This is a genomic window from Paenarthrobacter sp. 10L420 (genome assembly GCF_056395385.1).
In genome coordinates this window covers 14,684-27,827 of the sequence record NZ_JBFTJK010000034.1, presented here as the reverse complement: position 1 = coordinate 27,827, position 13,144 = coordinate 14,684, and the positions used below count along the sequence as shown (strand labels likewise).

Sequence of the window (13,144 nt, the reverse complement as noted above, 5' to 3'; positions counted from 1 at the left end):
ATCTCGGCATCCAGTCTGGCCCTGATGTCTGATGCGCTCAGACGAACGTACGTCAGTTTGATGTTCGGGTAGTCCTTGTGGAACGCGGCCGGCAGGAGGTCAACAGTCTTCGTATTCAGAACTCCGTACACCGTCACCTCGCCTTCCTTATTGGCGGCGTCAACGACCTTCGACCATTCCGCCTGGTCCATGACCTTCGATAGCGCGTCACTCGGGCTCGCGTTCGAATTGCCCGCGGCCGAACCGGCTCCTCCGGAGGCGCATCCTGTCAGCGCAAGCAACCCGCAGGCGACAACCAGGGATCCGCGCGCCATCACGCTCCTTCGTTTTCTCACAACAATTCCTCAATTCCTCACATTGGACCCACAGCTTCGGGGATCGGGCATCACGCCAAAGGCGGCCTCTGACGTGATCTAGACCACCCTACAGGGCCCCTGAATACGATCGCAACCGTATAGGTCAAACTTTTTGAATACGATCGCAAGGACACCGAACGCCGTGAGCCGGCAAGTCGAATGGTGGCCGGAATGCTGGCACCGGTTCGGTCCACTACACGCTTGTGCCACGCCGGCTCCCGGCCACAGTATTTCGGATCTGGGTACGAGTCAACGCGATGAATGCCAATGCCAACGCGGCAGCAGAGCCGGGGGCCCGATACGCCAATCTCCAGCGCCACCCTCAGCTTCGCGGCTGCCTCGCGACATGCTTGCGGAATTTGCGTCGTCCCCCAAATCAGCCTCTGTTAAGCCCTGAGCGCGCCAGCCGCCTGGGGGACGAAGGTGACGAACATGAGCAAAATGCAGGCCTCCACCGCTGAACGATTTGGGGCGCAACCGTAGGCATATGCTCGTCACCAATTTCTCACGCTGTCACTGCGGAGAGATGGGTCGATCGCTCGGCCGCGAGAGAACCCGCTCGGCTCCCGATCTCGCTCCGCCACAACTTCGTCGAGTGCGGCGAATAGCTCCTCGCGCTCCTCGGTTTCGATGAACGGTGTCCTCTCGTCGCGGCTTTTGAAGGCAAGTACTCGCGTCGGAGATCCGTAAGGCGGGCCATGGTGGACTCATCTGGCTGCGGGCCGAGCGTCGCGAGAACGTCCCGCTTGTCGGGGACGGTCGAAAAGTGAGCCATTGCGACGGCGGCGGATTCCAGCAGCCGTCGCAACAATTTATGGTTCTACGGCAGATGAAGACAGTCTAGCCAGTCGTTCAACAGGATTCTGCCAGCCCAGGATCTCGCGTGGGCGGCGGTTGAGTTCAGCAGCAACCTTGGAGAGGTGTTGTGGACTGTGGACACTCAAGTCAGTGCCTTTCGGGAAGTACTGCCGGAGCAGGCCATTAGTGTCCGAGTTCGAACCTCGCTGCCAGGAACTGGCGGGGTCGCAGAAGTGGACGGGAATGAGTATGCGTCGCGTGAAAACTTGAGCAGGCCATTTCAGTGCCCTGGTCCCGCGTCAAGGAACGCCGGAGATGGGCGGGCAGTCAACCCATTGTGGCTGCCAGCCGATCGCGCCGATCTTCTGCACCGCGGTTGCCCGCCAGATGCACGAGGACAAGCAGTGAAGCCGTCAGCGCTTGTCTCATCTGTTCGCATCATCGGGTTGGATCAAACGTAAGAGGAATAGTCAAGGACAAATGGCATCGTATCCAATTTAGCGCGCGTCGGCGCGTTTAGGGCCCTGAGACGTGATCGTTGACGAACGTGCCGATACCTTCAAGAGCCTCACTCGCTTCCGCCAGGAACGACTCGAAAAGAGTCCACACGTGCAGCATCTCGTCGTACTCCTGATAGCTGGAGGCGCGCCCTACCGCCGAAGCTTGGCGGCCAGGTTACGCGAGCCGTCCAGAAGCACCCCAGCACCTCCGACCAGCAACTGACACGGCGGAAGCCAACCGAGGTCCGTCAACACAGGAAACGCGGCCAGTGCCGATACTCCGCCACGAAGATCCGCCGTTGGTGACCCCTGACACCGCCGCAGCATGTGCACGATTGAAGGATCGCCCTAGCGCTTGATCGGCGTGAGCTCTAGCTGCTCAGGCAGATCCATTTCTACTCGTCGTCTCCACCTGGCCGTGCGGCCATGTACGACCGCAGCTCCTCGGGAATTCCCGCATCACACGGTGCCGCTCCGGGTACGCGTACTCTCTGACGCCCGGCGAGACTCAGACCCAGCTCTTTCTGCGACGTGTAGTACTGGTCCCGCAATTGTCTGCGTTGGAATAGCCATCGGTCGCCGACTCGGCAGTACTCGTCGTCGTACCGGTACGCGGCGTTCTTGCGCTGTCGGTCGATCGCCACCTCGCCATGGCCCGTCTGGACCCCCAAGCGCCATTGTTGCACCAGGTGCCAGATCCACAAGATGCTGATGAACGCTGTGCACTGTCAGCGTGTACGTGTTCATGATCTGCCCGAAGAACTCACGCAACTTGGGCTTGCCAGAGTACTCAGTACCGGCTCGCACGAATGTAGCGCTATCCGAAGAGGTCTATCAACGCGTCCAGGTCGAGGCTGTCGACCACGATTGGGTAGGCCTCGGTGAGTTGTCGGATAGGTGCAGGTCGCTCAATCGCTGCACATGCAGCAGTTCCGACCCTTTTTCGATCACGGGGCTGATGTTGACACAGCGAACGTCAAGCATGATTCTGCGGCTTCATTGTCTCCTGCGGCTGTTCCCCGGTATAGCTGACCTGGCTGCCGGGAACGTGACGCCACTTCTGACCCTGGCTGCTTCCAACTCGGCCTCGATGCACGGCTGCTTCCAGCTCGGCCTCGATCGACTCAAGCAGAAGACAGTGATCGCCGTAGACCCCATATTCATCGGCGATCCCCATCAGCAGAGGCGCTCGTGGGTCAACGTCGTGGTGCGGGTGCCCGAATCCTTCGATCGGTTCGCGGGCGGCGCGTCGCTCGGACACGAAACTCTTTGCCTTCCAGGACGTGGGCCTGGCCATGCGTTGGCCACCGGCCGCTGATGAGGAGGTATGCCAGTTCACCGAAGCTGCGCTTGCCAATCATCGTGGTCAGCAGGTGGCCGCGAATGAGAACGTCGTCGTCGCGCACTTCCGCTATGTCCGTTGACCAGTCGACAGTTGTCGACGCCATGGGCGCCTTCCTCTATAGAAACGACGGATCAGACCGTCGTCGGCTCCGTGATGAGTTCGGGTAGGGAGGGCTTGCGGTAGGTCTTGCCGTGCTTTGCGAGTTCTGCCTCGAAGGCGGGAATCGTGTCAGTGCGGAAGAGCTCAAGGTCGTTGACGTAGTCGAACAGGTTCAGGCAGATCCCATCGATCTTGTTCGTCGCTGCCCAGTTCGCCAGCTGTGTTCCGGCGTCTTGGGCGCTGGCGATGATCGCGTCGCCGAGGAGGAATTCATGCACGTCTTCGCGGGTTCTCATGCGCTCTTCGGCGTCCTCGGCAGACGCGGCGCCGCTCGACACGAGCATGTTTCGCAGCGCCCCACGGTCGGCCTGGTCGACGATTTGCCGTGCACGCTCCTCCGCATCGGCCGTCGTCTTACCGACGATCACGGCCTTCGCGCCGATGAAGCCGCACTCAGTGCCGACCTCCGCCCGGATCTGGCGGAATTTCTCCGCGTTGTCGCCATAACTGAAGATGTAGTCTGCTCGCTCGGCTGAGAAACGCATCCCGGTGTAGGACTGGCCGGCATTCACGATCAAGGGCGAGACTTGCATCGGTCGCGGACGCCCGGACGCCTTGTCGATCTTGAAGTACTCGCCATCCAGCGTTGCCTCGCCGTCACGCCACAGCATCTCGACAACGTCCAACCACTCGCGCGTGTACGCGTAACGATGCTTGCGGTCCAGCAGCTCGACCCCCATTGAGGCGAACTCTTGCACGCCCCATCCGCTGACCACGTTGAGGCCCCAGCGGCCGCGTCCTATGTGGTCGAGCCCGACTCCGAGCTTGGCAGCCACTACCGGATTGAGCAGGTTGGTGTGCATCGTGGTCAGTAGGGTGATCTTCGTCGTGGCCGCCAAGAGTGCGGCCGACAAGGTGATCGAGTCGAGGCTCGCTCCCCGCCACACGATCTCGTCACCAGGCAAGCCAGCCCAACGCGACGGAGGCAATGCGAAGCTCATGCCCATCTCCTCCGCCGCCAACACCGTCACCAGGTTCTGCTGGAACGTCCACTCCGTCGCATTGGGCGCCAAGGTGGGCCACTCGCTGAACGACTGATTCGGCAGGAAGATCCCCAGCATCACCGAACCCTCATTGGTCCGCAGTGCCTTCTCGACGCAGTGTTCAAGATCCGAGCGGGTGGCCGGATCTGCGCTGGCAGGGTAGTACCGCATTAGATACCTCTCTGTGCTTGGAGGGAAGCGCCGACGCTCTCACGCGAATCAGGCGACACGTTCAGGGTCCCCTCTCGATGCGCTCATCGCGGTGACGTTCTGCTGTCGTTCGCGTGGATGTGGTGAGTACCGCCGATGAGCCCGGATCCTAGAATCGTATTCAATGGATGCTAACAGCATCCCGGCACGATTGTCACGCGACCATGCACAACCCGGCATTCTACAATTCCAGGCGCGACCCCCGTCAGTCTGCTTACGACAGTATGGTCGAACACCCGAGGAAGGGCCACTGATTGGAATCGGACTCATGACGATGTTAGATTCGTATTCAGCATGGTTTCCGCGTCACGCTATTTCGAAAGATTATTTCCGCGTCACAGTTTTCTGTGTGCGCTCGTCAAGTTTTTGAGACAGTTTCGTTGGTGTTAGGCGGCCAGGGGTTCCTGGGCGCGGTTGTACCAGCGTTCGATGTAGTCCATCACTCCCCTACGTGTCAGGCTGGAACGGTACCAGGGGCTCATAGCAAGTCCGTTTAATCGCCTGGGGCGAGAGCCAGGAATCCAGTAATCATGTCCAGTCCAGTTTTGGGTGCAGTACGCGAAGATAGTGCTGTGAATAGTAGTAGTAGTAGTTCTGGGCCGCGGGCCGGTGGTCCGCGGCCGCGACGGTCGTTCACGCCGGTGCAGAAGCTCGAGTTTTTGGCCGCGTACGTGACCGCCTGTGAGAGCAATGAGGGCGGCGCGTTCCTGCGCAAAGAGGGCTTGTATTCCTCCCAGATGACCGAGTGGCGGCGGCTGCGTGACGCCGGTGCCCTCGCCGGGAAGAAGGCCGGGGAATCGATCGGGAAAACTCTCGGCGGACCAGGCTGAGAACGCGCGTTTGCGCCGCCAGTTAGAGGTGAGTGAGAGCCGGTTGAAGAAGACCGAGGCAGCCCTGGACCTGATGGGAAAACTACAGGCGTTCTTAGAGAGCGCCTCAGAGGATATGCCGGACGGGCCCCGGTCCAAGAAACGCTGATGGCCACCTACCGCTCGATGCTGGAGCTGAATATTCCATCACGCCGGGCGGCATCATTGACCGGGGTTTCCAGGACGACCGCGAACCGCAAACCGGCACCGCTACGGGATCAGCCTGCGGTGGTGCCGCAGAACAAGCTCAGCACCTCCGAAAGGGCCGGGATTCTGGCGGCGCTGAACTCACCGGAGTTCGTGGATCTGGCTCCCATGCAGGTCTACACGAAGCTGCTCGATGATGGGATTTATCTGGGTTCCCTGTCGACTTTTTACCGGGTGCTTGAGGAAAACAGCCAGGTCAAGGAGCGCCGCCGGCTGGCCAAACAGCCGCCCCGGGCGGTTCCTGAACTGGTCGCGACCGCCCCGGGGCAGGTGTTCACCTGGGATATCACCAAGCTCGCCGGCCCGGTCAGGGGCAAGTATTTCGACTGCTACATGATGGTCGATATCCATTCCCGGTTCATCGTCGGCGCGCACGTCCACGCAACCCTCCGGAGTGCTGGCCGTGGAGATGATGAAGGAAATCTTCGGGATCCACGGAGTCCCCCAAGTCGTACACGCGGACCGGGGAACGTCCATGACATCCAAAACCGTCGCCGCGCTGCTCTCGGATCTGGAAGTCACCCGATCCCACTCCAGACCCCGGGTGAGCAATGACAATCCCTACAGTGAGGCGCTGTTCAAGACGCTGAAATACGGTCCCGAATTCCCTGAACGCTTCGCCTCAGTCCACGACGCCGGCGCCTTTATCAGCGGCTTCGTGGACTGGTATAACCACCATCACCAGCACTCCGGCATCGGCTTCCACACCCCAGCGAACGTCCATTACGGCCACGCTGCGGCAGTGGCCATGGAACGCTCGGCAACCCTCGCAGCAGCCCGCGCGAAACACCCCGAACACTTCACCAACAACGCAGATCCCAAAATCCTCGCACTCCCAGGACCAGCCTGGATCAACCAGCCAAAGGAAATCACCGAACAGTCAGCCGCCTAACTCCCATTGGTACCGCTCAGCTTGAAAAATTCCGAAGGTCGGCTACATATCAGTTGGGTGGACGTGGTCATTGGTTCCCGTTCGCTCGGCGTGCACAGAATGCACCGCGCGCTGCTCATGGAGGAGCCGCCTCCTTGCTGCCTCCGCTCCTTCGTATCAGCGGTAATCGGCTCAGCCAAGCCAAATAGGGATCGTATGCAAAGAATCATGGGTTCGAGTCCAGCCTCAAGCCCTCGGTCGTGTAAGCTGGCACTCCGCGCGCCACCTCCGGTGACGCGGACTTCCGGAAGGGTGCAGTCGTGGCGAAGGGTGAACCGAAGCTGTGGTCCACAGGCTTCGTCCTCGCTTCCGCTGTCAATTTCTGCATCACCCTGGTTTTCTACCTGCTGATGACGATGATGGCACTCTTCGCTGTTGAGCAGTTCAGCGCTTCCCAGTCCGCCGCCGGCCTCACGGCGAGCTGCTTTGTTCTCGGCGCGGTCCTGGCCCGCATCTTCGCCGGCAAATTCCTGGACTTCGTCGGCAGACGGCGGATGCTTCTAATCGCGCTGGTCGTGTTCGTCATCGCCGGGATTCTCTATATTCCGGTGGACAACCTCATGCTGCTGGTGGTGATCCGGACTGTCCACGGGATGACATTAGGTGCCTCGAGCACGGTCCTCGCGGCATCCATCATCTCGCTGATCCCGGTCCTACGGCGCGGCGAGGGAATCGGGTACTTTGGTATTTCGGCCACCCTGGCCAATGCCATCGGGCCATTTCTCGCTGTCCTGCTCATTGATTCGGTGACGTACGAGGCGGTGTTCGCCGTGAGCTCGGCGTCTGCGGCAGTTGGGCTGATCCTCGCCCTGTTCTTGCGTCTACCTGAACATCAGCCGACGCCGGAACAGGCCGCCAACAAATGGCGCATGCGCCCCATCGACATGTTCGAGCCGGCGGCGCTGGCGATGGGCAGCGTCATGTTCGTTGCGGCGATCGGCTTCTCCGGGGTGCTGACATTCCTCAACTCCTTCGCCCAGGCAGAGAACATGGTCGTGGCGGCCAGCGCGTTCTTTCTCGTCTACGCAACCGTCACGCTCATCTCACGCCTCTTCGTCGGCCGGATGCAGGATCGTCTCGGTGACAATGCCGCGATCTACCCGGCGTTGCTCTCCTTCGCTGTTGGCCTCGGCCTTCTCGGGATCGCACCCGACTGGTTCGTTGTGGTGCTCTCCGCCGTGTTCATGGGCTTCGGCTTCGGTAGTCTCTTGCCGAGCGCGCAGGCTATCGCCGTCACTATGTCACCCCGGAACCGGATCGGCGTCGCGACGTCGACGTTCTTCGTGGTGATGGAAACCGGTTTCGGAGTCGGTCCGCTCGTTCTAGGTGTGCTGCTGCCGCTGACCGGCTTCCGCGGAATGTTCGGCGTTCTCGCCGTCGTCACTTTTCTCGCCGGGGTGCTTTATCACTTCGTGCACGGCTTCCGGAACGTCAAACCCGCTCACCCAGCCAGCTGACCGGGGCGGCCCGTCCGCGATGGGGCTCGTGCGCATCGGCCGGCGTTGAGTGGATGCGTCTGCGCGACGCGCAAAGCCCATTGTGCCGCGCGAAGCGCCGTTCCGCCTGTGCCGAGCCCACCGGCCCTCAACGGATGCCGGTCAGCGCCACGACCTTCGCAGTATCTGCTTTGCTTCGGCCGGCCCACGGCTATATCGATATCGAGATGCACTGCGCTGGCTCACCGTGCTCGACGTTGCCAGTAATGACTTCTGTCAGCGATGGTCGAAAAGTGAGCCGTTTCGCGGGCTGAAAAGTGAGCCACTTTGACCTTGGTTATTCTGCCGTATTTTCGGGGCTTGTCGAGGGCAGCGAGTCGACTTGGGTGTGTTTGAGGCGGTAGCTGGAGCCTTTGAGGGGGATAACTTCGGCGTGATGGACGATGCGGTCGATCATGGCCGACGCGACGACCTGATCGCATAAGACGTCGCCCCAGCGGACGAAGGGCAGGTTAGAGGTCAGGATCAGTGAGGCGTGCTCTTAGCGGGATGAGACCAGTTGGAAGAACGGGTTCGCGGCGTCCCGCTCGAAAGGGGATGTAGCCGTCTTCATCGATCTATGCGGATGTCCCTAGCGGCGTAGCCTGACTAGTTCCTGGGGCAGCCTGCCGTTCTGGTGGGCTGCTTGGAGCCGGGCGACCCACTCGATGGCGGTGGCGAACAGGACCCGGGGACCGAGCTGGGTGGCCCGCAGGCCCAGGCCGGTGGCGAGGTGTGTTTTGCCGGTGCCGGCGGTCCGAGCAGGACGATGTTGGATGCTTCGGTGAGGAAAGTCCCGGTGGCCAGGTACGCGATGGTGTCGCGTTTGAGTCCGGGCTGGTGATCGAAGTCGAAGTCCTCGAGTGATTTCCGGGGCCGGGAACCCGGCGGCCCGGGCCCTGATCTCGGCTCCGGATGCTTCCCTGGCTGCGACTTCCCGGGACAGGACAGCGGCGAGGTACTCCTCATGGATCCAGCCTCCTTCACGGGCCTGGTCCGCGAGACGGGTTGCTGCTTCAGGGATCCGGGTGCTTCCATCGCCCGGGAGTAATACTCGATCTGGCCGACGGTTTCTTGGCGGCCGGCATGAGGTGACCTGCCCGCCGTGCGGCCTCCTGTCTGTTCCGAAGCATCAGGCAGGAGGCCGCACGAGACATGTCACTTTTTCTCAGGAAATAGTTCATCCATCCGCTGGAGCAAATCAGCTATCGTCATCCCATCGCCGAGGAGCTTCTGTATTCTTCCTGCTCATTCACGGCCAACTCAGGATTTGGCCATGTCTGGTCAATGAGTGCGGCCGCCCGGCCGGCGTCGATCTTCTCGAAAAGTGGATCCAGCACCGCGGAATGCGTCCAGGCACTCGCGATTACTCGTGCCACGTTCTGAGCGTCGGCAGCCGCCGCCTCTTCCGGCTTACTCAAGAACTCGATGAAGCGCATCGCCCCTACAGGATTCTTGACCTTTGAGTTCACGGACAAGCCATTGCCAGCACTAGCTGGCACCCAGGTGTCTTTCGGGTTCTCCGTGGCGGGTAGCACGAACATTCCGATGTTCCCGGGATCTCCTGCGGCCGCCGCGACTGTGCCCAAGGTTGCGGAGGTCGAGATCACGGCGAAAGCACTGCCTTTGGCGACTTAATCCGCGGCCTGCTCGATGGGTGTGCCCAGGAAGCCTTGCTGAAAGCAGCCGCGGCCCCTCATCTCGAGCACCTTCCCCAGCGCCTCAGACCATTTGGATTCCGAGAACGTGGCGCGGCCGTCGGCCTGTGCCTCCGAGAAACCCGGATCCTGTCCATAAACCAGCGTCGAAGTGAGCGCGAAGGCGGGAAGGTGCACTGCCCAGAGCGCCTGTGCCGGGTACGCGAATGCGACCTTGCCCACGGCCTTAGCTCAACGAGCTCCTCCCGGAACGGACGGGCAGTGACTGTCACCGTCGTTGCAGCCCATAACGCCTGGACCAGACCACTCTCTACCCGCCGGGCCGGCGATTAAAAGGACCCTGGCCAAAGAACCCAACAAAGTACTACTAGGAGGCTGCTGAATTAATCGGCTGAATTTGGGGCGCGATGGCTGGACTGGTGGGCCTGGTGGTTAGATCCCCACCAACAAAAATCACCTGGATGAGGCACCAGCTTCTGAGGCAGAATGAAGCCAAGGGGGCGGAACCTCCCCGTTTTCGCACCCAAGGGTGCTGACCAGAACAGGCCGCTAGACGGCCACTTGATGGCGTTCCGCCCGCCCCACAACCACTTAGTTCAGCAGTCTCTTAGCTGTCGCGAGGATTCCTGATTGGTCGTAGACCTTCGCGGCAGAACAGGCTCAGAGTAGTTCGCCGGTGAGGTGTCGGGCGTAAGTTCCGAGCCCGCGCCGCAACTCCAGATAGATGTCGCGCACGCTGGCATCGGCCCCCATCTCGGCCCTGCGAGCCCATTCGTCGAACGCGAGGCGAGTTGTCGTCGAGACCAATGCCACCAGCGCGCGGGCGGTGAGCACGTCGGCGCTTGCGCCAGCGGCGTCGACGGCGGCATCTGTCAACTCGTCGATGCGCTCGGCTTCATTGGCCAGCGTTCGCGCCAGAAGTGCGGGCTCGCTCTGCACCAGACGTCGTACCCGTAGCGTCCGGCGGTGCTCCTCGGGCCGTGCGTCGAACTCACCGAACAGTCGCATCCACGCGTCTTCGAGGGCCGCGACGACCGGTGCGCCGCTGCGGATCACCGCGACCGTCTCATCCATCACGGCGCCCAAGCCTACGTCGTTGACGCAGACGGCCTGTTCCTTCGTGGCGTAGTACCGAAAGAAGGTACGCTGAGAGATTCCGGCCGCATCCGCGATGTCATCGACCGTGGTCTCCGTAAAACCGTTGCGTTCAAACAACTGCAGCGCGGCATCCGACACTTCACGTAGCGTCTCCCGGCGGCGCCTCTCGCGAAGACCCAGCGGCGCCGCGGCGACTGGAGAAGGCCCATTCATGTCTAAAAGTGTACATCGCTGCCTAAGTGGCAGTGACTGTCATATACTGGTGGCTCGGCTCAGCAATCCGCCATCACCCTAAGTCCAACATCGGCAACGTCACCAGCAGGCTTCACCGACCACACACTCGCGGCCCTCGTCGCCGCGGGACTCCACGCCCGACACCGATTCAGAGAAAGAAAGAAGTCCCTATGACTACGCGAAAGATGCTGCTCGGCATGCAGTTCGGTAACGGGTACGGAGCGCAGGTGTCAGCGTGGCGCGCCCCCAACGTCGACCCCTTCGACTACACAAACTTCGACGCCATGGTTCGCTTCGCCCAGGCCGCGGAGCGCGGCAAGTTACAGTTCCTCTTCGTCCCCGACACCCCGGCCCTCTCAACTGACTTGACGCATGAGGCGCCGCAGATGACGCTGGACCCGATGATCACCCTCGCGGCAGTCGCGCACGGCACCTCACGCATCGGGATGGTGTCCACCGGATCCACCACATTCATGGAGCCGTACAACCTCGCCCGCCAATTCAAGGCGCTCGACGTGCTCAGCCATGGCAGAGTGGGGTGGAACCCCGCCACGACGAGCGACCCGACCGCCGCCGCCAACTACGGCGCACAGGTGGCCGGCCGTCCCGAGCGATACCAGCGGGCGCACGAGACGATTCAGATCGTCCAGGCCCTATGGGGCAGCTGGCAAGAAGATGCCTGGATCGGCGACAAGAGCACGGGACGCTTCGCAGACGCGTCGAAGGTCGGTCCGGTCAACCTCAGCGGCGAGTATGTCGCCTCACGTGGGCCGCTGCCGATCCCGCCGTCGAAGCAGGGCCAGCCCGTCATCTTCCAGGCCGGCGGAGGTGCCAATGGGCTCGGCATCGCGGGTCGTTACGCGAACGGGGTCATCGGTTCCACGTTCTCGATGGACGACGCTCGCGCCCAGCGGCAGGCGGCCCGCGATGCCGCCGAGCGGATGGGGCGGAACCCTGACGAGATCAAGTTCTTCGCCGGCCTCATGACCGCAATTGCACCCACCGTGCGCGAGGCCGTCGATCGGCGGATGCAGCTCGCGGCCGACACATTTCCGAGCCGCCTCCCCTACCTCGGCCAGATGCTCGGCATCGAGCTGCTGCCCGCCCAGATCGATCGCCCGATCGCGCCCGAGCAGCTCGCGGTCGCACATCCGACCCCGTTCGATCCGCGCGCGCCGCGCGCGCTCGAGGTCGCGAAGCAGGGCTGGACGATTCGCGAGATCCTCGCCCACGGCGTCATCGACTACCACCCGACGCCCATCGGGCCGGCATCCGTCACGGCAGACCACATGCAGGAGTGGTTCGAATCGGGCGCCGTCGACGGGTTCTGGGTATCCATCGATATCTACAAGGACGGCATCGACACCTTCGTCGACGAGGTCGTACCGATCCTCCAGGAGCGCGGACTCTTCCACCAGGACTACGAGGGCACAACCCTTCGTGACCACCTTGGCATTGAGCGCCAGTACGGACTGGACCCCCGGATCTCGTAACACAGCCCACACCAGAGCCATGCCAGCGCGCGCTCGCGGGCTTCCCGACCGGACTGTCGGTCGTGGCCGCGGAAGTCCGCGGACGGATCCTCGGAATGCCCGCGAACTCGCTCGTGTCGGTGTCGTTGGATCCGGCACTGCACTCGATCCCCTTCGCGCACATCAACCACCTGGCCGGTTCTGCGCACCTCGCCGCGCTGCGAATCAGTGTCCTCGGTGAGCAGAGTGAACGGGTGCTCAACGAGCTGCGTGACCCTGGCGGGTCCCGTTTCGTCGGCATCGAGATAGACTCCGACGACGGGTCGGCATTCGTGCCCGGGGCCCTGGCGAGGTTAGTGGTGGAGCCGCACACCGCTGTGGAAGCCGCCGAACGCACGCTCATGCTGCTTGAGGTGCTCACCTGACTTGGCTCACGGCTCGTGGCTTCGGGGTGGGCCAAGGCTCTGACCTGCGGTGATGTTGGCGGAATGCTGCTTTTTCACGCACTAAACGGGTTTTGTTCGGACGAAGTTTTCGTCCCGGCGCCTGTTCTCCAGGTTGCACTCCGGCCCCTCAGCCCAGCGGGTGGTCCCCTACCAGAACGACGCCCACAACCAACCACCACAGAAAACACAGCAACACAAGGGTGAAGGGAAATTTTTCAGGCCGATTCGTGTCCCGGTATCGCAAGTCCGACAGACCTGGGGACTTCATTAACATCTGCATTGTTGACCACACACATAAAGGGGCTTACCCGGGAGGACACCTAGGCTCCGTCCACGGCAGACGACGAAAGGACGGCTAGTCTAGGAGACTGCTGAAATAGTCACGGGTGGGGCGAGTCGGCTG

The 13,144-nt window shown here is 61.9% G+C and carries 10 protein-coding genes and 4 pseudogenes; 4 read left to right on the top strand and 10 right to left on the bottom strand.

The window, feature by feature from the left end; all coding sequences use genetic code 11:
• The 6 genes and pseudogenes from AC1DD5_RS24760 to AC1DD5_RS24735 form a co-directional block, all read right to left on the bottom strand.
• A partial coding sequence (locus AC1DD5_RS24760) for a hypothetical protein (RefSeq protein WP_477523001.1) occupies positions 1–314 on the bottom strand: 314 nt, incomplete at its 3' end.
• Positions 315–1,168: 854 nt separating this feature from the next.
• A pseudogene (locus AC1DD5_RS24755) lies at positions 1,169–1,568 on the bottom strand (IS30 family transposase); the annotation flags it as partial.
• Between the two features lie 481 nt (positions 1,569–2,049).
• Complete coding sequence (locus AC1DD5_RS24750; RefSeq protein ID WP_477520170.1) at positions 2,050–2,340, bottom strand: hypothetical protein; 291 nt, start codon at positions 2,338–2,340, stop codon at positions 2,050–2,052.
• A gap of 290 nt (positions 2,341–2,630) precedes the next feature.
• Complete coding sequence (locus AC1DD5_RS24745) at positions 2,631–2,915, bottom strand: hypothetical protein (protein ID WP_477520169.1); 285 nt, start codon at positions 2,913–2,915, stop codon at positions 2,631–2,633.
• Positions 2,851–3,102: a hypothetical protein gene (locus tag AC1DD5_RS24740; protein WP_477520168.1), complete on the bottom strand. Its 252-nt coding sequence runs from the start codon at positions 3,100–3,102 to the stop codon at positions 2,851–2,853. Before AC1DD5_RS24740 ends, AC1DD5_RS24745 begins: the two co-directional genes overlap by 65 nt.
• Positions 3,103–3,130: 28 nt before the next feature.
• Positions 3,131–4,312 (bottom strand): LLM class flavin-dependent oxidoreductase, encoded by a 1,182-nt coding sequence (locus AC1DD5_RS24735; protein ID WP_477520167.1) that lies wholly within the window; start codon positions 4,310–4,312, stop codon positions 3,131–3,133.
• A 569-nt stretch (positions 4,313–4,881) separates the two neighbouring features.
• Here AC1DD5_RS24735 and AC1DD5_RS24730 point away from each other — a divergent pair.
• A pseudogene (locus tag AC1DD5_RS24730) lies at positions 4,882–6,319 on the top strand (IS3 family transposase).
• Positions 6,320–6,618: 299 nt separating this feature from the next.
• Entirely contained in the window at positions 6,619–7,815 is a 1,197-nt protein-coding gene (locus tag AC1DD5_RS24725) for an MFS transporter (RefSeq protein WP_442006856.1), read from the top strand.
• 316 nt (positions 7,816–8,131) lie between these two features.
• Here AC1DD5_RS24725 and istB read toward each other — a convergent pair.
• The 4 genes and pseudogenes from istB to AC1DD5_RS24705 all read right to left on the bottom strand — a co-directional run bounded on the left by istB (position 8,132) and on the right by AC1DD5_RS24705 (position 10,802).
• Positions 8,132–8,871, bottom strand: a pseudogene (gene istB / locus AC1DD5_RS24720) (IS21-like element helper ATPase IstB).
• Positions 8,872–9,044: 173 nt separating this feature from the next.
• Positions 9,045–9,443 carry an extracellular solute-binding protein gene (locus AC1DD5_RS24715; RefSeq protein WP_477520166.1) on the bottom strand — a complete coding sequence of 133 codons (399 nt, stop codon included), beginning with the start codon at positions 9,441–9,443 and terminating at the stop codon, positions 9,045–9,047.
• Between the two features lie 24 nt (positions 9,444–9,467).
• Positions 9,468–9,713, bottom strand: a complete 246-nt coding sequence (locus AC1DD5_RS24710) for a hypothetical protein (protein WP_477520165.1) — start codon at positions 9,711–9,713, stop codon at positions 9,468–9,470.
• 438 nt (positions 9,714–10,151) lie between these two features.
• Positions 10,152–10,802 (bottom strand): TetR family transcriptional regulator, encoded by a 651-nt coding sequence (locus AC1DD5_RS24705; RefSeq protein WP_477523000.1) that lies wholly within the window; start codon positions 10,800–10,802, stop codon positions 10,152–10,154.
• Positions 10,803–10,993: 191 nt separating this feature from the next.
• On the opposite strand from AC1DD5_RS24705, the gene AC1DD5_RS24700 reads away from it, so the two are divergent.
• Entirely contained in the window at positions 10,994–12,316 is a 1,323-nt protein-coding gene (locus tag AC1DD5_RS24700) for an NtaA/DmoA family FMN-dependent monooxygenase (RefSeq protein ID WP_477520163.1), read from the top strand.
• Positions 12,317–12,363: 47 nt separating this feature from the next.
• A pseudogene (locus AC1DD5_RS24695) lies at positions 12,364–12,720 on the top strand (flavin reductase); the annotation flags it as partial.
• Between the last annotated feature and the right edge of the window lie 424 nt (positions 12,721–13,144).